The organism is Chryseobacterium sp. BLS98, assembly GCF_001045445.1.
Lineage (GTDB): Bacteria > Bacteroidota > Bacteroidia > Flavobacteriales > Weeksellaceae > Chryseobacterium.
This window is the reverse complement of record NZ_LFNF01000007.1, coordinates 1-20,961: the sequence shown is the minus strand read 5'-3', so window position 1 is coordinate 20,961 and position 20,961 is coordinate 1. Positions and strand designations below refer to the sequence as shown.

Below are 20,961 nucleotides of genomic sequence, written 5' to 3'. Positions count from 1 at the left end.
AAAAAGCAGGGAAAGACATGGGAGACTTCCCCTGCATTAAAGTCTTACTCCTGAATAGAGAAGTTATATTTCGTCCATACACCCTGGAAGTTTCCACAGTTTCTAGGCGATACATTCCATGGTCCGTCGTTGAAGAACGGCTGGCTCATTCCCCAGGCAGAAGCTGTAGTTCCTGTCAGTAAATTGGCCGCCGGAATTGATGCCGTACCAGTTCCTGTAACAGAAGTTGTAAATCCGTGTACTTTGATTGTGCTGAAGTTGGAAGCAGAAGAAAGCTCAGAACCTGTACCTTCTACTTTGATTCCTACCGGATATCCTGTTACAACAGCATTGTTTAAGGTAAGTTTACCACTTCTTCTGATGTGGATCCCGTTTTCGTAAGCTGATCCCTGTCCTGCAATACCGTTTTTAGCCCCTATGATCGTAAGATTGTTGATAACAGGGTTGGTAATAAGCGGTGTAGCAGTACCTTCTGCGTTATTATCAAGCTCGATCCCGTTAGAATCCGGGCTGCCTCCGCTAAGGCTGTGGGTAGAATTGTAATCTGCCAAAGCAAGGGCACAGGTAATGGTTCCTGTATATCCGTTGTCGAAGTCAAAGTTATCATCATCCGCAGCGAAAGAAACAAGGTTAGAAGCATTCACAGTACCTCCGAAGAATTCAAAAGAATCGTCTTTACCGTAAGATACCTGAATGTGATCCAATGTAGTTCCGTTTCCAACTCCTCCTAAAGTAAGACCATTGATCTCGTTTCCTGAGTTTGGAGCCAAAAGATCGAATCCTGCAAATTCAATACGAACATATTTCAATGTTCCTCCGTTGTGAGAAGCATTGGAACCTCCGTAAAAGAAATCAGGACCTGTTAATCCTTCAATAGTTTTTGTAGAAGGTGTATTGGTAGGAGCATCACCTAAAATGATCACACCACCGAAGTCACCAGGAGCAGCCGTTGTATCTTCGTTTCCATCCAACAGTTTATAACTTGTAAAAATAATAGGCTGAGACTCCGTACCGGTAGCGTTGATCTTACCTGTTTTAGAGATCACCAATACTCCTGTAGCCGTATTGGTTGTGTTTGGCTTTGCTTTAATGAAAGTTCCTGGCTGAATAGTCAATGTAGCACCGTTCTTAACCGTTACGATTCCGTTAATTTCTACCACACCGCTCCAGGTTGTGTTGGTTGTAATATCTCCGCTTACGCTGGTTACAGGAAGTGCAGATGCCGTAATGTATTCAGCAGATGCAGACTTCATTTCGAAAGGAGTGGAAGAATCTGCCAGGTGATCATTTTGACAAGCAGTAAGGGATAATGCTGCAGCAGCAATTAAAGTTAATCTTTTCATTGTTATAATTTTTAATAGATCCGGGTTTATGGTTTTCAGTCCGGAAATTTTTAATATTTAGGAATATCCGCCTCTATATTCCTGCGATTTGGTTTTTAGTTCACCCTGCGTTCCAGGAGGGGCTGTCCTGCCGGGGTTCCCTTTCTATCCGTCGCTGTCCGGGAAAAACAGGGACGTCCGGTTTTTATCTGATCCGGTACTGCTGTGCGCATCATCAGTATGGGTTTCCGGTCATGTTTCAGGTTTCCGAAACCTGTACGCTTCTCTATCAAGAACTCTTTTTATCTTTATATCAGGATATTCAGGTTATTGTTAAAATGTATAATTCACACTTAGGCCGAATACCCTTCCGCTATAAGCACGGAATGTGATCTTGTCAATATCCTTATCATATTTGTTGGTGGCACCCGGAAGCAGTTCCCAGGCTTCTCTGTCTGTTGCTACATTACTTCCTCCATCTCCTTTCGGAACTGAATAGGAGTTGAAATTGTTATAAAATTCTTTCACCCGGTTAAAGAGGTTCCTGACATTCAATTTCAATTCAAGGTTTCTGTTTCTCAGGAATTTATAGGAAAGCTGTGCGTCTGCTACGGCATACGGACACTGTATTTCTTCTCCGTTGTAAGCATATCCCACGGTAATGTACTGGTCGCCTTTGGCATTATATAAAAAACTGGCTCCCAAACGGTTTCCATCAAAGGTTAACCCTAAATTATAGGCATAAGGAGTCTGTCCGTATAAGGGTCTTTCCACTTCATAGGTTTCATCATTATCGCCGGTTTTATACTGGTTCTTAAAAGCGATTACTTTCGTTGTATTGTAGGTGAAATTTCCGCTTACAAAAAGCTTTTCGAGTAAGGAGCCTTCTGCAATAAAACCCAGATTCTTCCGTACCTCAACCTCAACTCCTTTTAGCTTTGCATTTTTGGAATTTCCGTTGTACAGGAACAGGTTTCCTTCGTTGGAAAGATGGCCTTCTCGTTCAATAGGCTTATCAATATTCTTGTAATACAGTCCTGCAGAAAATATTTCTCCCAGTCCCGGAAACCATTCAAACTTGAAATCATAATTATTGACCACCGATGAGGTCATTTCCGTATTATAAATCAAGCCGTTGGCTACCGGATCGAAATAAGGGAGCCCTGTTCTTTCATTAAACTGGGGCCGGATCACTGTTTTGTTATAAGCCAGCCTTACATTGATCTTATTGGTTGGACTGTAAGTAAAGTTTACTGAAGGCATCCACTGCCATGGCTTATCATCGATAGGCTCTTTTATAACCGATTGATTATCTGACACATCTATCTGCTGAGAAATAAGGTCATATTTGAAATATTCTGCACGAAGTCCCCATACCAGTCTGAATTTGTTTTTCCAGCGGTTATCAAACATCACATATAAGGCATGTTGAGTTACTTTTCCCTCGTATTTATCATTTTTATACAACGGTCTGGTTTGCCATCCGATACCTCCGGGAACATACTGGGAGCCGTCAAACCAATTCGCCAGAGAGCCATACATGGTTAAATAATTTTTCTCGTTGTTCGGCACATCCCTGTTTTCATCTACCCTAAGAAAGAACTTTTGCTGCTGGTTGGTATTGTTTTTTATAACGCCGGCGTAACCTGCTTTTATATCATTTTTAAAGTTTCCCGTATCCATATTCCATTTCAGGGAAGTTCCGTAATTATAATCAGTTTCTTTATTTTCGATATATCCCCTGTAAAAGTTACTTCCGGAATTGTAAATCCTGTGATAGGTTAAGATTTCACTGCCGATAAAATCATACAAAGTCAAATACTGCGTATAATCTTTGGTATCCGATTTTACTCCTGTTCTTGCTGCAAACCAGTTGATTTCTGCATTTCCTATTTTATGATTTCCTTCCAGCTTATTCTGCAGAAGGGTCTGGTAGATCGGGTAATTGGTATTGTCGGTATACGGTTTATCCAGACCTTTGATCTGTGCAGGATCATTATTGGGAATAATTCCGTTATAAAAATAATTGTAGGATTCTTCTGCATTGGCAGGAGTTCCGCTTCCGTTGGTATACTGATTCCAGCCTGTTACCCTGGTAAGTGTATTATCATAAATATGGGTATATGAATTCCTGAATGAGATCCTGCTTTTTCCCAGCTGGAGTCCAAAGTTGAGCATTCCGGCCAGTGTTGAATTGTAGTTATATGAAGCTCCCTTGTTTTTGAAATTGTAAAATACGATAGGAGCCGTTCCGTTCGCCTGCCAGTTCGGATCATATGGATCTGTGGTATCCAGCCAGTTCCCTCTTCCCGTATGGTCTATATCCAGCTTACTCTGCTCGTTTCTTACGGTAAATGCTCCTGCAAAGCCCCATTTATTGTTGTTTTTGAGAGCAAATGTTCTTCCCAGGGCAACCTGTATGTTGGATCCCATATCACCCGTTGTGCTGAAGGTCGAAAAATTGTCATTCTTGAATCTTTTAGACTGCTCAAAAAAGACAGGATTGTTCCAGTCTGTCGCCTCAAGGTCTTTGGGGAAATCCCTGGTTCCGTCATCGTACCCGAAATAATCATACTTTCCGCGTTTACGGCTGAGGAACTCTTTAAATGCCAACTGGTCGTTATAGGAAGTCCCCACACTTACCGTCGTAAAGTTTTCATTGGGAATATCTTTTGTCCTTACTTCTACATAGCCTCCTGCAAAGCTTGCATTCATGTCCGGAGTTGCTGTTTTGCTCACCACAATACTTTCCACCATCGCGGTAGGAATGATATCAAATGAAAAGTTCTGGTTATAGGCTTCAGTACTCGGCAGGTTGATCCCGTCCATCGCAGCTGTATTCCAGCGTTCTCCCATGGAGCGGACTACTACATATTTGTTATCGATGGTCGTTATTCCTGTTACTCTTTTCAGGGTTCCTCCTACATCATTGTCCGGTGTCTTTGCGATCTGCTCGGCAGAAATACCATCGCTCATCTGGGCCGCTTTTTTCTGTTGGGCAAGAAGCCCGGCCTGTGTATCTGCTTTTCGGGTTCCGGTAATTACCACTTCCCTGATGTCTGTTATCTTTTCCGGAGCCTGCCTCATTGCAAAGGATACAGTACTCGTTTCATTATTGGCCACCGAAAGCTTTTCTACCCTCAGGGGGCTGTATTTGGGAGCTTTTACAGTTAAAGTATATATTCCGGAAGGAAGATCCAGCACGAAATCACCATTATTGTCTGTAACAACGGTCTTTTTGGCAACAGTAACTTCAGCTCCGGCAACCGGATTTCCTATTTCATCTACAATTTTTCCTGAAATTTTTCCGTCTCCTGTTACAGAAATGCCCGTTCCTTCATATTTTATCGAAATAAGGTCCCCACGGAGGCGAAATGCCACCGGAAGTCCATTTGTAATATCTTTCAGGCAGTTGCTCACAGTCGTATTTTCACAGTTTACACCTTTTACCTTCAGTTCTCTGATATCCATTTTTGAATAGGCCAGCCTCATTCCCGTTTTTCCAGCAAAATCTTCCAGTACCTCGATAAGGGGTTTGCTTGCCGGAACAGAAAATGATACCTTCCGGACCAGTTCCTGAGCTTCGGCTGCTACCGTAAAAAATACTGCTGCAACGGTAAGACCACATTTCAATCTTTTCATATGTTCCAAATCTCTTTTGATTAAAAGTTTTATTTTTAGTGTTAATTCCTTGGGTGATCTTATTTTTTCAGAGTATAGATATGATCTTCTTTGTGTACTTCAAGTCCAAGTATAAAGGCGAGAGCTTCCATATTTTCATCCGCTGTGCCTCCTGTGAAGTCTGCTGTGATTTTTTTTCCGGCAGTTTCTTTAGGATAAATAATCCTGATTTTATAATTGGCCTGCATCACTTCCGCCACTTCTTTAAAGGAAACATCATTGAAACTTAATGACAGTAATTCCATATTCTGTTTTCCAGATTTATTTTCTTTAGCAAGTGAGAGCACTGCTGCGGTATGGACTATCCCGAAATTGGTCCATTTCTGGTTGGGTTTCAGGTAAGAAACAGGAGCTCCGGTATAGGATACAGCAACTTTTCCTTCATATAACTGTACAGATTTATCTTTACCGGACTGTGAAACTTTAAAAATAGTCCCTAATACTTTGGTACTGAAGCCATCTGCTCGGACAATGAATGGGTGTATTTTTGATTTCGCCACGGAAAAGACAGCATCTCCTTCCAGGTTCACAATCCTTGTGGAAGCCGGGAATGATTTGTCCACAGTGAGCTCCGCTCCTTTCAGCAGGGTCACTACAGAGCCGTCTGCCAGATAAACTTTACGGTTTGCTGAACCGGCTGTATAAATATCCGGTTTAAAAAAAGCATGATAGGTAAGAATTCCCCCCAATGACAACAGAAGTACAACTGCAGCAGCCATTGTATAAGCGTATTTTTTAAACGTATATACGGGAGTTGATTTTACAGGTTTGATAAAATAAAGCTCAAGTTCGGATAAGATCCTTTCTTTGGCCTCCTTCATATGGAACTGATCAAGATCCTTTTCTGTCCGGATGCTCCACTGGTTTAAAATTTCAGCTTCCTTTTCTGTTATTTGTTCTTCGGAAACTTCCCTCTGCCAGAGTTTAAAAACAAACGCTGCAGTATTCTTATATTTTCGGCTTTTCATAAAGTATTTCATGGTATTCACAGATCCTTCTGTCTATAAGACTGTGAAAATGAAAAACTTCCCCAGGCCGTTCTTAATATTGTATTCACATTAAAGGCAGCTTGTTAACAATTTTAATCCATTTTATTGTTTTCTCAACATTTGATTCACATTTTGGGGATATTTTTCAGAAATAATTAATCTTCGGATCCCCAATGTTCACAAAAAGTTAATTTTTCTTTAGGTAATTTTGCGGTAACGATATGAAGCCTACAGATTATACACTATTGAAAAAAATAAAATCAGGCGACCGTCCTGCATTCATGCTGCTTTATGAGCGGTATTGGGACAGTCTTTACCGTTTTGTTTTTATGAGGACAAGGGACAAGGAAATGTCTGAGGAACTGCTGCAGAACCTTTGGATCAAGATTCTTGAAGATACGGCATCCATACACACCGATGATTCCGAAAGTGCAAAGGGGTACCTGCTCAGGTATCTTCATTACCGGATTATCGATCATTACAACAGCTCAAAAAACACACCGACTACCATTAGTATTGATGAATTTGATCCTGCCGGTGAAATGAATCTGTCAGATTCGGAATATTTTGAAATCCTGGAAGAAAATGAAATCTCAACTTTATTATTAATGATTGATGAAGTTGTCTCACAGCTTCCTTCCACAGAGCAAAGTGTGTACGATATGCGGATCAGAAGGAATATGTCCGTACACGAAACTGCAGAAGCCCTGGGAATCAGTAATAAAACGGTGAGTAATAAACTAAGCAAAGCTTTAGGGGAAATAAGGGATCAGCTGAACCCGGAATACCAGTCTTCTAAAAAACTGGTATCCATACTGATGCTGATGGAAATTTTAACGAAATACTAAATAAAAGCTATTCGTAAACTACATAATTTACTTTATCGACTCCTGTATTACCGGATTTTTCATGATAGGCATATACCGTAAGCTCATAATTTCCAGGCGTATTTAAAAGGTCGCTTCCTTCAAACAAATTGGTAGATACCAACGATAGGGTAACATCTTTGAGATATTGGCCGTCTTTTTTAAGAATTCCTTTAACTTCAATTTCATCGGAATTCCAGACCCCGTTTTTATCAATCACACATCCGCACATCATGACAATATTGGCCTGAAACGGAAAAGGTTTTCCTTTAATGGAATTCAAAGCAATATACTGATGGGTTCTCGGTTTCAGAATATCAATGATGAATCCAGGAATTTCTAAAATAATTCCGTCGCCCAGAATATGTTTTCCCGGAATCAGCCACAGTTCAGTACTTACGCTGGCCTGGGCCTGTTTATTGTTGAACGGAGAGAGTATTTCAATACTTACAAATGTAGGTTCACTGATGTCTATTGATGCCAGAAAACCAGCCGTCTGCGGATCGGTGATGAGAGTACCTCTTGTTTTGGCTCCTTTCATGATCAGATCTGTATTTCCGGTACTTCCGGTAGTATTTCCTTCTGCTAAAATCTGTCGGTTTATTTTGTTTCGGACAATGATATGGGCACCTCCCAAAGAACTTCCGATAAATTTCGCATCTCTTGCTTTTGCCCTGATCATGATTTTAGTCTCTGCCGCAGAAACTGTAAAACCGGTGACAAGAAAAGCAACAATAAAAATAAGTGTTCTCATACAATATTGGTTTTTAAGTATTCTTTTTTAAATCTATCATGGAAAGAGTCCTCTTTCAATCGGGCATCTATACTGTCCAAATAAGTCAGAATTGCCAGATCATCGGAAAGTACCTGCAAAATTGCTCTCTCACAACTGTCCCAGACCTGCTCCAGCTGCGGAAGCATTTTTAAGGCCTTTTCCGTAAGTGATACCATCTGTTTGCGTTTGTCTGTACTATCTTTTTGAATAACCAGATAATCTTTATCCACCATTTTTTTTACTATAGCGACTACCGAAGGATGGGAATATCCCAAAGGCTCTGCAATTTCTACAATAGACATTTCTTTATTTTTTTGAAGCAGCATAAAAACAAGATACCAGTTAGGCTCTACATCAATCTTCATTTCTTTGTAAAACTTTCTTACATCATGGGACATCCGGTCACTTATTCTTTTTAACCTGCTGTCCAATGCTTTATATCCTAATTCTTTGATAAAATCCTGATTCATTTAAATTTAATTTGATACAAATATATAAATATATAGTTAACTATATAGTCTACTATATATATCTTTATAAAATTTTATTTAAATTATAGATTTAGAAAGAGTTTAACTTATTTTTCTGCTTTACCTAAAGCTTTATTTCTGAATTCTTTAGGAGTCATATTTCTGTGTTTTTTGAAAAGTTTGGACAGATGACTTTCATCACTGAACTGAAGTTCGTAAGCAATTTCACTCAGACGGACACTGCTGTATCTAAGATAGGTTTCAACCAGTTTCAGCCGGTAATCCAACAGATAATCCTGGTAAGAAATGCCGGTCTGCTGTTTAAAGTATTCCCCGAAATAATTTTTAGAGATCCCAAAATGATCAGCAATAACCTGAATTCTGATCTTTTCTTTTTCTTTAATATGCTCCTGAATATAAGTGATGATCTTCATAATAGAGAAAGCTTTTCTGTTATCTTTCAAGCCGGGAGTCTCACTTTCAATGATGTTTCTGGCAATAAGATTCAGCAAGATGGAGATACAGTTTCTTATGATGAGATAATCATCGGTTTTATTTTGATATTCCCGTGCAACCTGAACAATAAGGGCCTCAGCAAAATGTTCGTCATTCTTATTACGGAAAACACATCCTGCTCTTGCATGGTAATTATTACTGATATACTGCAGTTTATAGAGATTTTCGCAGCTTTCTATACGATCTGCTTCCAGTCTTATCCTGTCAATGAATTCAATGGGACATTCTATAGCAATCAGCTCTGCATTTTCAGCTTTAAACTGATAAAGCTGATGCTGAGGAATGATAAACAGCTTAACTTCCCTGAATGTAATAGACCGTTCGTCATACCTCAGTGTTCCGCCTCCTTTCAGAACATATACGAGGGAAAGAAAATCTTTTGTTTTGAAAACAACATCTTCATTATCAAGCTTTATTTCTTTTACATTAATTTGTTCTACAGACAAAACTTTCATATGACGTACTTATTTTTCCTCCAAAAATACAATTTTAACAGCATAATAAGAGGTTAATTTTGTCAAAAAAATTATGAACGTTTATCCCAAACGCTGGCAGGCTCTTGGTTATCTGACTGCAGGAGCTTTTCTTTCACCCCTGGATTATTTTATTGTGAATATGGCACTCCCTTCTATTCAGAAAGCTTTTGGTGCCAGTGATCACCAGCTGCAGATGGTTGTGGCAATTTACGGCCTTACCTATGCTGCTCTCGTAGTATGTGGAGGACGTTTGGGAGACCTGTACGGAAGAAAAAAAGTGTTTGTGCTGGGATTGTACATCTTTTTGTTCTCCTCGCTGGCTTGTGCTTTTTCGCCCAATATTACATTTCTTATTATTTCGCGGCTGTTTCAGGGAGTTGGCGCTTCTTTCCTGGCACCACAGGTACTGGCTTCAATAAGGGTTTTATTCAAAACAGGGGAACAGGCTAAGGCTGTAAGTATTTTCAGTTCTGTTTTCGGGCTGGCCTCTGTTGCCGGACAATTACTGGGTGGTTTCCTGCTTAATTTTCACGGAACAGGGTTTACATGGGAAATAGTATTTCTGGTTAATGTGCCTGTTACAGTAATCTGTATTATGGGTATACATTTTACAATGGATAATAACAAAGAAGAAAAAGGACAAAAAATAGATTTTACCGGTGCATTCCTGCTTATCATCTCTTTGCTGATGCTTATCTGCTCCATCATCTTCGGACGGAAATACCATTGGGCCTGGTGGATCTTTGCCGTATTGTTTACGGGAATGCTCCTGCTTGTTGTATTTTACAGATATGAAGTCAAATCAATAGGTGAAAATAAGCCTATATTGATAGATCCTACCCTTTTGTCGAACCAATCATTTGTTTTATCCCTTTTTATTATCTTTTTTTATAATTTCACATCAGGCCTGTTTATCTGCTATCCATATTATCTGCAGCAGTTTTTGGGCCGGGATCCTGTAGAAACGGGATTGGCAATTATTCCCTATGGAATTGCTTTCTTTATGGGACCGCTGCTGGTTCCAAGGATAAAATTTCCTGTTTACACCATCATCTACATTGGACTGTGGCTGCTGATTTTGGGTTTCTCTCTCACCTCGATATTCATTTGTTTTCAGGAAAAACCCTCAGCAGGAACAAATATCAGCCTGTTTTTAGCGGGACTGGGTCATGGCATTATCATGCCCATAATGATGCGGGAAGCTATTGTATTGATAGCCAAAGAGAAAGCAGGTCAGGCTTCAGGGCTGATCAGTATCAGCATACAGATTGGCAGTGTAACCGGGGGAACTCTTATTGGAACTTTATTTTTCAGTACAATAGATTTTTTAGGTTTTCCGAAAGCTTTTGCACTGGCTGTTTTAATGATTGCTACAGTCCAGATTGCTGGAATTTTTATCAATAAAAAACTACGGAAGGATAATCAATCCTATTAATAATGAATTTTATACCGCTTTTAATGACAATATTATATATATAAACTATGAATAACACAGAAAAAATTATTACAGAAATTAATGAATTCCACCAGGATATTGAAGCGTGGTTTCGGGGAGAAAAAGATCAGGATGTTCTTTATAAGAAGCTTTTGTCCGGTTTTGATCAAGATTTTAAAATGATCACAGGCAACGGCGACACAATCACATTAGGAGCGTTTTCAGAATGGCTTCCGGGAACCTATGCCCAATTTCCCAATCGAAGTATTACTATTGAAAGTATTGTGGCTGAAGCAACGGAAAGTCATGGGCTGGCATCCTATATTGAAATCCAGACTACCGGTACGACAGTAACGAAGCGAAAATCATCAGCAGTTTTTGTGATTCGTGAGGAAAAAGCATTCTGGCTTCATCTTATTGAGAATTGGATCTGATCCTTTGGCGTTTTGGATTTAAATTTTGGCCAAAGCCGGATATTCTTTGTTTTTTGTATGCGGGCTGAAGCCCGCTTCTATTGAGTTTGATGTTAAGCCCTTTTATCTTTATCATTTATCATTTATCAAAAAATCAGGCATTGATTTTATACACACAACGCTGGCCGCCGGACAAAATGTGATTGATTCTTTCAACCTGATAGTCTTTACCAATAAGATTCCGGAAATTGGAAAGTTCCGCACGGCAGAATCCCTGGCATTCAGCGGCGGCAGCACAAATAGGGCAGTGATTTTCTATGAGAAAGTAATCATTGCCTTCTTTTGTCCATTCTGCCATATACCCTTCTTCAGTGCGTACTTTCACAAGTACCTCTAAGCGCTGCTCTAAAGATTCGGTATTTTCCAAAGCTTTTTCATATCGCTCATAAGTATTTTTCTCCCTGTCGTTGATCAGCAGATCCAATGCATTTTCTCCCAAAAGATTTTTTACAGACCTGAGGATCTGCACGGTTACATCAGCATGGGAATCCGGAAACTGAGACAGTCCTTTTTCAGTAAGAGCATAATAAGTAGACGGCCTTCCTACTCCTTCGCTTTTTGTGACGGACCTGATGAGTCCTGCTTCAGCAAGATTCAGTAAATGTTTCCTTGCTCCTTCCTTTGTTATAGAGAGTTCCTGGGAAATCAAAAGGGATGTAGCCTCGCCTCTCATTTTTAAGAACATCAGGATGCGGTCTGCTGCCGGCTTCTTCATTTGACAATATTTAAGTTGTTTTATTTTCCAACAACAAATATAGTCATTTTCTATAATCTGTAATTTATAAGATTATAAAACTCATATTCAACAAATTAAAGGCTAATTCTAAATAAACAATAAAACAACAAAAAAGTTGTTTTATTAAAATTAATAATTACCTTTGAAATACATTAATTAAAAATAAAAGTAATGAATACATTTACACTTCCGCAGCTTCCTTATGCTTACGATGCACTGGAACCATTTATAGATAAGGAAACAATGACCATTCATCATCAGCGTCACCATCAGGCTTATGTGGACAATCTGAATGCTGCACTCAAAGCTTCAGATGAAACCTCAGATGACCTCGATTCCATACTTCAGAGAATCAGCGAATACAGCCCTGCTGTGAGAAATAACGGTGGCGGGCATTTTAACCATTCTTTGTTTTGGGAAATCCTTTCTCCACAACCTAAATTAAATCCTGAAGGAAAACTGGCAGACGCTATTAATTCTACTTTTGGAAATCTTGAAACTTTCAAAGCTGAAATGAAAAAAGCAGGTCTGGGACAGTTCGGTTCGGGATGGGCATGGCTATTTGTAAAATTCAGCGGGTCACTGGCTATTGCTTCTACTCCTAATCAGGATAATCCGATGATGGATATTCAATCTGCCAACAGAGGATTTCCTATCCTTGGAATTGATGTATGGGAACACGCCTATTATCTTGCTTACCAGAATAAAAGAGCCGATTATCTTGACTCATTCTGGTCGATCCTGGATTGGTCGGTCATAGAAAGAAAATACGAAGAAGCATTAGCAAAAATCAAATAGAATAATCTGGTACAAGTTTAAATTATGGATCAGAAAATTTTAATCAATAAAGCAGAAGCTTCCGGAATCATCGCCTTCGATCTTTTACACTATAAACCATCTGTAGAAATTGTGGAACTGGATATTAAAGACCATCTTTTCATGGGAATGATCGTAAAGGAAAAGGAATTTAAGGAATCACTTGCTGCTGTAGATTTTTCTGTATACAACGAAAAAGCTGTGGGGATCATTTGCTCTACAGATGCTATTATTCCGCCGTGGGCATTGATGATATTAATGGAAAAATTATCACCCTATGTTATGTATGCAGATTTAAATAATGCCGAAACGATTCTGCTGGATCTCTGGAAACGCCGGCTGATGTATGCGGACCTGAGATCTTATAAAAATGAGAAAGTGGTAGTGAGGGCAAGCTCAGACCATGATCCGTCCCTTTACTTATTAGCAGCCGGACTTCTTAAACCTTTGGTTAAAAGTCTGATGTACGGTGAGATAGGTTTGCCAAAAGTAATTTTTAAAACTTAGAAAAATGAAAGTAATTATCTTCAACGGTTCTTTAGAAAGCAGACCTGAATCTACTTCCGGACGGATTTCCGGATACTTTGCAGAGAAGCTTGAAAGATCGGGCTTGCAGACGGAAATTTTCACCTTAGCGGATTCAGGAATTCCTCTTTTTGATCTGTCACTTACACGGAAACCATTGGCTGTAGAACGTATGACACAGGTATTTCTGGAGGCCGAAATCCATATCTGGATGGCTCCGCTCTTTCATGGAAGTATTCCGGGAGTCATGAAAAACTGCCTGGACTGGCTTGAAGTGACAGCCAATCATTATCAGCCTTATCTTACAGATAAAACCGTCGGGCTGGTATGCTGGGCAGACGGTCTGCAGGCTATGCAGGGAATCAATACAATGGATGCCATTGCAAAATCCCTGCGGGCCTGGCCTATTCCATTCAGCGTGCCTATTATCAGGTCCGCATTATTTGATCAGGAAGACCCGGCTAAAATATCTGCGCTGTATTCCGATAAATTTGACCGACTGATCAGCATTGCAACGACAAAAAAGATAGACAAAATATAATCCATTTCTTTCATTTAAATTATGTTTAGACAGAGGGGCTTAAGGCTTATCAGTCAGTAAAAGCTCCTTTTTTTAAACTTATAAATCTATAATATGTATGGCTATTACAATAACTGATGATTGCATCAACTGCGGAGCCTGCGAACCGGAATGTCCTAATTCAGCGATCTATGAAGGAGCTGTTGACTGGCGATGGCGGGATAAGACCAAACTTTCCGGAAAAGTGGTTTTCCCGGACGGCTCGGAAACTGATGCAGATGCCTACCAACGGGCTTATTCGGATGATGTGTATTATATTGTCCCGGGAAAATGTACGGAATGCAAAGGCTTTCATGAGGAGCCACAGTGTAAGGCGGTTTGTCCGGTAGACTGCTGTGTGGATGATCCGGAACACCGTGAAACAGAGGAAATCTTATTCGGACGGCAGAAGTTCCTGCATAGCTAGAATTAGAACCATTTCTAATCACAAATTACAATCTTAAGGAATGATCAAAATCTGTGTGACTTACAATTTTCTGGTTTGAAAAATCAATAGAGGCGGGTTTTAACCCGCCTTTATTATAAAATTTTTCTGCCGGTTTTAGCAAAATCTATATTGCTTTTACCTCATTATAAATTTTCTGTGTAAAAGGAGTTTCTATACCCAGCTCTTTTCCAAAATTCAAAACAGCGCCTCCCAATAAATCGAGTTCATTATTTCCTTTTCCTGAATTGACATCAAGCTGTAAAGATGTTGGCGTTTCAAAAGGAAATGCAGATGCTTTTTCAAAAGTCTTCTGAATAATATCTTCATCCAATACAATTCCCTTTTTGTCAGCAATCATTTTTATTTCTTTCATAATTCCTGTTGCTTCGGCTTTCTGCAGCTCATCTGCACAGACCGTTCCGATAGAGGAATTATGCTTTGCCGTAACGAGTCCGAAACTGGCGATAAGAATATATTTGGTCCAGATGTCCATCAACGAATTATCTTTGAACTCAAAGTCTATTTTACTTTCCCTAATCATATTCATTACCCAGTCCACATTAGCAGAAAAATGTTCGGGATCCCTTCCTGCAATCATCTTCCCGGTTTTTCCTTTATGTTCTACAACTCCTTTTTCTTTGATATGAGAAGCTACATAAAGACAGGTAGGCAGAATAATGTTATCAGGAATTATCTTTCTTATTCTTTCATATATATCAGCTCCGTTCATCATCGGAACTAGTACGGTATCTTTGCTGATAATATCCTGGAGCTGACCACAGATGTTTTCCAGATCATATTCTTTTACACAGATCAGAATAAGATCAGGATCTTTTACCTCATTGATGCTTTGTACGATCATATCGGGATGGGTATGGCTTACAGGATGCTCAGGTGAAATCAGAATCAGTCCGTTTTCTTTTACTTTCCGGTAAGTTTCTCCTCTGGCTACAAAAGTGACCTTATATTTTTGAGAAGATTCGTTTTCCTGGCTTATTTTAAATCCGAAATATCCGCCAACTCCGCCAAGCCCAACCACTGCAATATGTTTCTTAGTCATAAATTTATTTTTTAACAAAGATGGGTACCAAATTCCGATGTATCACTTGACAAATGCAAAGAAATCATATTTTGTTGATGTCTCTCCTGATCCTGCTCAGGGAACTGTCTTTAATCCCCAGATAAGAAGCAATAATTTTCAGGGGAACATGCTGGAAAATATCGGGATGCTTTTTCATCAGGTTAAAATACCGCGTGGATGCCTTCTGACTGGCCATCTCTATAAGCCGGTCATGAATACTGTAATAATTCAGCACAAAAAGAAGACGGCTGAATTCTCTGAACTCCGGGATATTATGAAAATTATGCTGTACATTTTCAAGACCTGTTTCCCAGAAGGTGCACGCCGTAATGGTCTGATAAGTTTCTTTGGCAGGCTGCTGCCTGAAAAATGAGAGAAAATCATTGACAAAACATGGTGCTGCATAAATATTGGTTGTGATTTCTTCATTATCCTCATTCAGGATAAAGGAACGGACATAGCCTTTTTCCAGGAAATATGTTTTGGTACTTACCTCATCTTTATTCAGCAAAATTTCATTCGATTTTAGGTCGAAATAACCGAATGTTTCTGTGATTTTTCCGACAATTTCTTCTTTGATATCAAATAAAGAGTGGAAATAGGTATTAATTGAGGATTTGTCCATCATAATTCTACGCGTTTAAGCAGCTTCCAAAATTAGAAAATTTCAGCGATAATTCCCTTGAATAAAGGCTTATAAAAAGGCCCGCATGAGAAGTTGTTAAGCCTGAAATTAAAATTCTTCCCAGCCTTCATTCTGCGGATCATATTTTGCAAATTCGCCTGTATCGGTAAATTCGGAAGCAGTCATTCCCACTTCAAAAATGGAATTCTCGCTCAGGTTTGCCCTAAAATACAGTCCTCTTCCGGTAAGTAATGCACTTCCAAAATCCTCATCGGGATGATTGAAATGAAGTCCGGACTCATCTTCTCTGACCAGCTCATATTTATATTTTAAAAGACGTTCTTTTAACCGGGTCACCTGATCTTCCGTTAATGGAACAAGATTTTTTTCAAGGTCAAAAAAACTGTCATCATCGGCTGACTGTTCTTTTTCTTTTGTTTCAATACTGAATAGCTGAATCGTGTAGCTCATGAGATTTACGGATTATTGATTGGCCAATATAATACTTTTATAAGTATTGAGCCGGTCGGTCTCGTTATACATATTACAGAGGATCAGAAGTTCATCCGTATTGTACTCTTCGGACTTTTCCTTCAGCCGTTCAGCAATAGTGCCGGGTGTATCTATAATGATATGATCCAGAATCTTAAAGAATTCCTCCTCATCCTTACTTCCCAGTATTTTTTGTTCAATTATTCCGGTCGGGAGAAGTGCCTGAGGTGACTGAATATGCCGGGCCTGCAAAAACTGGTACGCCATTCCATAAGCATTATACCGGGCCGTTTTCAGGTCGTTAGCAACAGATGCTGCAATAGCTATCTGCAATGAAGGAGCCGGAGCGTATTTATTTTTATCAAACTCACTCAGATAAGTCTCCGTACTTTCCATACCGGGACCGCTTCCCATAAAATCTGCATATGAATAGCCTACTCCATGCCTCGCAGCTTCTTTGGCAGATTGAATTCCGGAGCCCAGCCAAAGAATATCCGGCAGATAATCAAGGTTTTCAGGTTGTGCAATAAGACCGTCATATATTCCTTTTTCTTCTTTAATATATTGTATGATTTCTTCAAGTTTGGTTTCCTGGCTTGATAAAATGACCGGCCGGTGATTATTCAGTGCGGAAACAGCATCTTTCAAACCTCCCGGCGCTTTTCCCAAGCCCAGAATAAAGCGTTCAGGATAAAGGCTGCCTAATATTTTGGCCCATTCTGCAATTTTATAGGCGGAATAATTTTTCATCATAATGCCTCCCGTTCCTACTTTAATCCGTTGGGTTTTGCTTAGGGTAACGGCACTAAGAATTTCAGGGCTTGAGCTTCCATAGGCTTCCACACCGTGGTGCTCGGAATAAACAATACTGTGAAAACCGGCTTCATCTGCAAACAGGGCGAGATCAATACTGTTTTTTAATGCCTGCAATGAACTTCCTCTTTCAATGGTGGGAGACTGATCGAGAATGCCTAATTTTAATTTCATACCTGCTTACTTTATTGTAAAGCTAAAAATAATGATAAAATAGATTTACAGTTCATCTTTTATCATTTAATATTATATTTGGAATCAGGGAAATCGGGAATCAGCTTCCCGGACAGATTAATTTTAACAATTTAAAAAACAGACATGAAAAAAGTAACAGGAATCGGCGGCATCCTTTTCAAATCAAAAGATCCCAATGCCATAAATGATTGGTATAAAACGCATCTTGGGCTTGAAACGAGTCCTTACGGAACAAGCTTTGAATGGCGTGAGAGTGAAGACACCACTAAAAAAGGGCTTACCCAATGGGCTCCTTTTGCGGAAACCACGAAGTATTTTGAGCCTTCTTCGAAAGATTTTATGATCAATTACAGGGTAGACAATCTGGAAGCACTGGCAGAGGAACTAAAAAAGGAAAATGTTACAATTCTGGATACTATTGAAACTTATGATTACGGAAAATTCCTGCATATTCTGGATCTTGAAGGAAATAAAATCCAGTTATGGGAACCTATTGATTAATTGTTGCTCATTATATAGAAATTAAAAAGTCCGGTACAATACCGGACTTTTTTTATCTAAGCTTTATTTTATTCAAAATTCATCTAGCGGGTTGCTTTCATCAATGCCCTGGTAATCTGATCTTCTTTCTCTTTTGAATAGGTAGAATCATAAGGTTCCATCACATCAAAAAGGTATTGATAGAAAGGAGCAATTTTCTGTACGTTTTCAGACTCTTTTATTGCTTTTTCCTTGCCCATCTGCTGAAGGTTCTTTATGAAAACATTGAATTTTTTATCAATCGGTTCTATAGATTTTAGAAGGTATGCATACGCTTTTTCATTCTGCCCAAGTTTCTTATAGGCTTCTGTAACCGCACCTACCACCAGAGAATATTCCATTGGCTTTACTCTCATCTGCCTCGCCGACTGTTTCTGGAATTCCGGGGAAAGACTCAGATAATAGTCGTATTCTTCAAAGATTTCTTTTTTAAGGATTTCTGCCAGCTGAAGTCCTTTTTTCTCCTGGCCTGCCATAATATATCCGGTTACTATAGAGCTTAATGAACGTGGATCATTATATTTTGCAGCAGGAATTTCTTTTGAGGCAAGATCAAGCAATTCAATAGCTTTCGCTTTCTGTCCGCTTAATGCCAATGCTGAAGCTGCTCTGCCGACAGCCATTCTGTAGACTATAATATTTGAGGTGGCTGCTTCGTCATAATGAATTCCCAGATCTTTAAAATTACCCCATCTGAAATTTTTCACGATATGATAAAGTGAATTGGCCTCTACCGTTCCTATATCTCCATCCTGTCTTGGTGCTGAATGAATCGGTACAAGCTTATAGCTGAAGCCCTCGAACTGCAGATATTCATCAAGATAAAAAATATTTTCGCTGTCATAAATTCCTCCTGATGAGAAGTTAACCGGACGTTTCCAGTCGAAATTCGCCAGCATATCCATCATCATCAGATTATTTTTATAAAGGGTGTTTCCTTTATAGGTAATCATGATCTGGTTCACCACCTTCGGAAGGTCTGCCTGGGTAATGATGCCTGCTTTCAAAGCATTTTCTTTATTAACAGGGAGGATAAATCGGTTTACAGGTAAAATATTATATTGCTCATATTTCTCCTCTCCGAAATACATTTTTAAAAGCTCATCTTTTTCAGGAGATTTGAACTTCAGGAAACTGATTGCCTCTTTTAAAGTGATGGAATCCTGTGTCAAATATTTTCTGAAGGATCCGAACTGAGTATCAGGAGCGCCCTGTTCTTTAAGCATGGAGAAAATTCCCTCCCAGTCTTCTTTTTTCATCAGGTAGATCTGATCATTCACTCCATCCCTGTAATCTTCATGGTTCAGTTGTGAAGGAATTGGGTTGGCCTGGTATGTTTTCCTCTTTACCTGATCAATATACCATGGTGTAGCTAAAAGGGTAAAGTTTACTGTTTTTACATCATCCCTGAACCGTTCTGTTTCCTGAATAGCCCATACCGGGAAGGTATCGTTGTCACCGTAAATAAAAATAATATCGTCTTTAGACAGTGATTTGAGAAATGAGTAGGCGTAGTCCCGTGCCGCTGATTTTTTGCTGCGGTCATGCGGTACATAATTCTGAAAGCCCATCATGAACGGGACACCCAATAAAATTACACCTAGTGCAATATTGACTCCGTTGGATTTTACTTTTGACTGGATAAACCATAAAATAGCCGCTGCTCCAAGCCCAATCCAGATCGCAAATGCATAGAATGAACCTACCATTGCATAATCTCTCTCCCTTACTTCAAACGGTTTTACACCGGTATAGAAAACAATTCCTATACTGGTTAGAATAAATAACGAAAGCAGTGCATAGAATCTTCCAAAATCCCTGTTCAACTGGAAAAAGAATCCGATCAATCCTAAAATCAATGGTAAAAAGAAGAATTTCACCGTACTTTCATTTTTGAATTTAGCAGGCATTTTATCCTGGTTTCCAAGCAATGCATTATCGATAAAAGAAATTCCGGAGATCCAGTTTCCTTTTGTATTCTCCATATTTCCTTCAAGGTCGTTCTGTCTTCCCACGAAGTTCCACATCAGGTACCTTACAAAGTAATATCCGTTCTGGAAAGTAATGAAATAATCCATATTCTGGGCCAGTGAAGGCTTCTGAACGTTGATTAAATTGTATGGCTTCACTTTCAGATAATCTGCTGCTGTAATGCTTTTATCTTCATATTTCCCTCTCAGTTCGTCAAAAATCTGCTTAGCCTGCGGATTATCTGCTACATCTTCGTTGGCATAATTGAAAGTAAAATCAGGAGCTCCGTACATGGAAATATAGTTGGCCATCACGTCCTTATCCTGATTGAACATCCTTGGCATCAGACTGATATGAGATTTACTGAATACATAGTTGAAACGGTCACTGGTTTTTCTGTAAGTTCCGGTTTTTTCATCTTTTTCGTAGATGTCACCTGTCTTTTGAGTCTTGTAACTTCCGTCTTCATTTTTTTCCATTCCGTTGGCATCCAGGAAAGCTGTGTAATTTTGACCGTAAATAGTCGGCCAGTCACCGTACTGCTCCCTGTTATAGTAATCCAGCATACCAATCGCCGTATCGGGATCGTTAAGGTTCATCGGTGGATTGGCATTCGCTCTGATAGGAATAACCATCCAGCATGAGAAACCTATAACCATATACACAACGGATAAAGTGATTGTCTGGAAAAGATTTCTTTTTGATTTCCTGCTATATTTTATGATTAAAAAGGATATTAAAGTCATCAGAATAAATGCAGCAATCGTTCCTGAATGGAAAGGAAGTCCAAGTCCGTTGACAAAGAATATTTCCAATCTTCCGAACATCGTCATGATTAATGGGAAGATGATTTTGAATACAATGATCAGAATTCCCAGTGTGATGGCATTCGCCCAGATAAAATTTTTCCAGGTAAATTTATAATTTCTTGCATAATACACTAAACATACCGCCGGAACTGCAAGCATACACATCATATGAACCCCAACAGAAAGTCCTAATACAAAGAAAATAAGGATAATCCATCTTTCGCTGTCTTTGGCAAGGTATTCATTCTCCCATTTGGTAATTAACCAAACAAGTAAAGCAATAAACATGGAAGCCATGGAATATACCTCTCCCTCTACTGCAGAAAACCAGAAACTATCCGAAAAGGT

21 protein-coding genes are annotated in these 20,961 nt (G+C 39.3%); 8 read left to right on the top strand and 13 right to left on the bottom strand.

Annotated features, from left to right (window positions below; translation table 11 throughout):
- Window positions 1-44: 44 nt before the first annotated feature.
- The 4 genes from ACM40_RS20060 to ACM40_RS20050 form a co-directional block, all read right to left on the bottom strand.
- Window positions 45-1,343 carry a hypothetical protein gene (locus ACM40_RS20060; RefSeq protein ID WP_048504580.1) on the bottom strand — a complete coding sequence of 433 codons (1,299 nt, stop codon included), beginning with the start codon at window positions 1,341-1,343 and terminating at the stop codon, window positions 45-47.
- Window positions 1,344-1,438: 95 nt separating this feature from the next.
- Window positions 1,439-1,615 carry a hypothetical protein gene (locus ACM40_RS20705; RefSeq protein ID WP_165579333.1) on the bottom strand — a complete coding sequence of 59 codons (177 nt, stop codon included), beginning with the start codon at window positions 1,613-1,615 and terminating at the stop codon, window positions 1,439-1,441.
- Window positions 1,616-1,655: 40 nt separating this feature from the next.
- Entirely contained in the window at window positions 1,656-4,964 is a 3,309-nt protein-coding gene (locus tag ACM40_RS20055) for a TonB-dependent receptor (protein WP_048504579.1), read from the bottom strand.
- Between the two features lie 59 nt (window positions 4,965-5,023).
- Window positions 5,024-5,971, bottom strand: coding sequence for a FecR family protein (locus ACM40_RS20050; RefSeq protein ID WP_228376231.1), 948 nt, complete (start codon window positions 5,969-5,971; stop codon window positions 5,024-5,026).
- A 242-nt stretch (window positions 5,972-6,213) separates the two neighbouring features.
- On the opposite strand from ACM40_RS20050, the gene ACM40_RS20045 reads away from it, so the two are divergent.
- Entirely contained in the window at window positions 6,214-6,840 is a 627-nt protein-coding gene (locus ACM40_RS20045; protein ID WP_048504577.1) for an RNA polymerase sigma factor, read from the top strand.
- Window positions 6,841-6,847: 7 nt separating this feature from the next.
- Here ACM40_RS20045 and ACM40_RS20040 read toward each other — a convergent pair whose 3' ends face one another.
- The 3 genes from ACM40_RS20040 to ACM40_RS20030 form a co-directional block, all read right to left on the bottom strand.
- A complete protein-coding gene (locus tag ACM40_RS20040) occupies window positions 6,848-7,612 on the bottom strand; it encodes a hypothetical protein (RefSeq protein ID WP_048504576.1) in 765 nt (254 codons plus the stop codon).
- Window positions 7,609-8,103, bottom strand: coding sequence for a MarR family winged helix-turn-helix transcriptional regulator (locus ACM40_RS20035; RefSeq protein WP_048504575.1), 495 nt, complete (start codon window positions 8,101-8,103; stop codon window positions 7,609-7,611). The genes ACM40_RS20040 and ACM40_RS20035 overlap by 4 nt, the downstream gene beginning before the upstream one ends.
- A 107-nt stretch (window positions 8,104-8,210) precedes the next feature.
- On the bottom strand, window positions 8,211-9,074 hold the full coding sequence (locus ACM40_RS20030; RefSeq protein WP_048504574.1) for a helix-turn-helix domain-containing protein: 864 nt from the start codon (window positions 9,072-9,074) through the stop codon (window positions 8,211-8,213).
- Window positions 9,075-9,147: 73 nt separating this feature from the next.
- Here ACM40_RS20030 and ACM40_RS20025 point away from each other — a divergent pair, with 73 nt between their 5' ends.
- Window positions 9,148-10,530: an MFS transporter gene (locus ACM40_RS20025; RefSeq protein ID WP_048504573.1), complete on the top strand. Its 1,383-nt coding sequence runs from the start codon at window positions 9,148-9,150 to the stop codon at window positions 10,528-10,530.
- A gap of 47 nt (window positions 10,531-10,577) precedes the next feature.
- On the top strand, window positions 10,578-10,964 hold the full coding sequence (locus tag ACM40_RS20020) for a hypothetical protein (RefSeq protein WP_048504572.1): 387 nt from the start codon (window positions 10,578-10,580) through the stop codon (window positions 10,962-10,964).
- A 133-nt stretch (window positions 10,965-11,097) separates the two neighbouring features.
- On the opposite strand, the gene ACM40_RS20015 is transcribed toward ACM40_RS20020, so the two are convergent.
- Window positions 11,098-11,718 carry a helix-turn-helix transcriptional regulator gene (locus tag ACM40_RS20015; protein ID WP_048504571.1) on the bottom strand — a complete coding sequence of 207 codons (621 nt, stop codon included), beginning with the start codon at window positions 11,716-11,718 and terminating at the stop codon, window positions 11,098-11,100.
- A gap of 192 nt (window positions 11,719-11,910) precedes the next feature.
- On the opposite strand from ACM40_RS20015, the gene ACM40_RS20010 reads away from it, so the two are divergent.
- From ACM40_RS20010 to ACM40_RS19995, 4 genes are all read left to right on the top strand, one after another.
- A complete protein-coding gene (locus ACM40_RS20010) occupies window positions 11,911-12,537 on the top strand; it encodes a superoxide dismutase (RefSeq protein WP_048504570.1) in 627 nt (208 codons plus the stop codon).
- 24 nt (window positions 12,538-12,561) lie between these two features.
- Entirely contained in the window at window positions 12,562-13,062 is a 501-nt protein-coding gene (locus ACM40_RS20005; RefSeq protein ID WP_048504569.1) for a DUF2480 family protein, read from the top strand.
- A gap of 4 nt (window positions 13,063-13,066) precedes the next feature.
- Window positions 13,067-13,621, top strand: a complete 555-nt coding sequence (locus ACM40_RS20000; protein ID WP_048504568.1) for an NADPH-dependent FMN reductase — start codon at window positions 13,067-13,069, stop codon at window positions 13,619-13,621.
- A gap of 97 nt (window positions 13,622-13,718) precedes the next feature.
- A complete protein-coding gene (locus ACM40_RS19995) occupies window positions 13,719-14,066 on the top strand; it encodes a 4Fe-4S dicluster domain-containing protein (RefSeq protein ID WP_048504567.1) in 348 nt (115 codons plus the stop codon).
- Window positions 14,067-14,211: 145 nt separating this feature from the next.
- Here ACM40_RS19995 and ACM40_RS19990 read toward each other — a convergent pair whose 3' ends face one another.
- The 4 genes from ACM40_RS19990 to ACM40_RS19975 form a co-directional block, all read right to left on the bottom strand.
- Window positions 14,212-15,147 (bottom strand): ketopantoate reductase family protein, encoded by a 936-nt coding sequence (locus ACM40_RS19990; RefSeq protein ID WP_048504566.1) that lies wholly within the window; start codon window positions 15,145-15,147, stop codon window positions 14,212-14,214.
- Between the two features lie 64 nt (window positions 15,148-15,211).
- Window positions 15,212-15,796 carry a Crp/Fnr family transcriptional regulator gene (locus tag ACM40_RS19985; RefSeq protein ID WP_228376230.1) on the bottom strand — a complete coding sequence of 195 codons (585 nt, stop codon included), beginning with the start codon at window positions 15,794-15,796 and terminating at the stop codon, window positions 15,212-15,214.
- Window positions 15,797-15,901: 105 nt separating this feature from the next.
- Window positions 15,902-16,264 (bottom strand): hypothetical protein, encoded by a 363-nt coding sequence (locus ACM40_RS19980; RefSeq protein ID WP_048504565.1) that lies wholly within the window; start codon window positions 16,262-16,264, stop codon window positions 15,902-15,904.
- 12 nt (window positions 16,265-16,276) lie between these two features.
- Window positions 16,277-17,272, bottom strand: a complete 996-nt coding sequence (locus ACM40_RS19975; protein WP_048504564.1) for an MsnO8 family LLM class oxidoreductase — start codon at window positions 17,270-17,272, stop codon at window positions 16,277-16,279.
- Window positions 17,273-17,416: 144 nt separating this feature from the next.
- Here ACM40_RS19975 and ACM40_RS19970 point away from each other — a divergent pair, with 144 nt between their 5' ends.
- The gene (locus tag ACM40_RS19970; protein ID WP_048504563.1) at window positions 17,417-17,794 is read left to right on the top strand and encodes a VOC family protein; all 378 of its coding nucleotides are present in this window, start codon (window positions 17,417-17,419) and stop codon (window positions 17,792-17,794) included.
- Window positions 17,795-17,877: 83 nt separating this feature from the next.
- Here the strand turns inward: ACM40_RS19970 and ACM40_RS19965 are convergent.
- On the bottom strand, window positions 17,878-20,961 hold a 3,084-nt coding region (locus ACM40_RS19965; RefSeq protein ID WP_048504562.1), incomplete at its 5' end, for a DUF2723 domain-containing protein.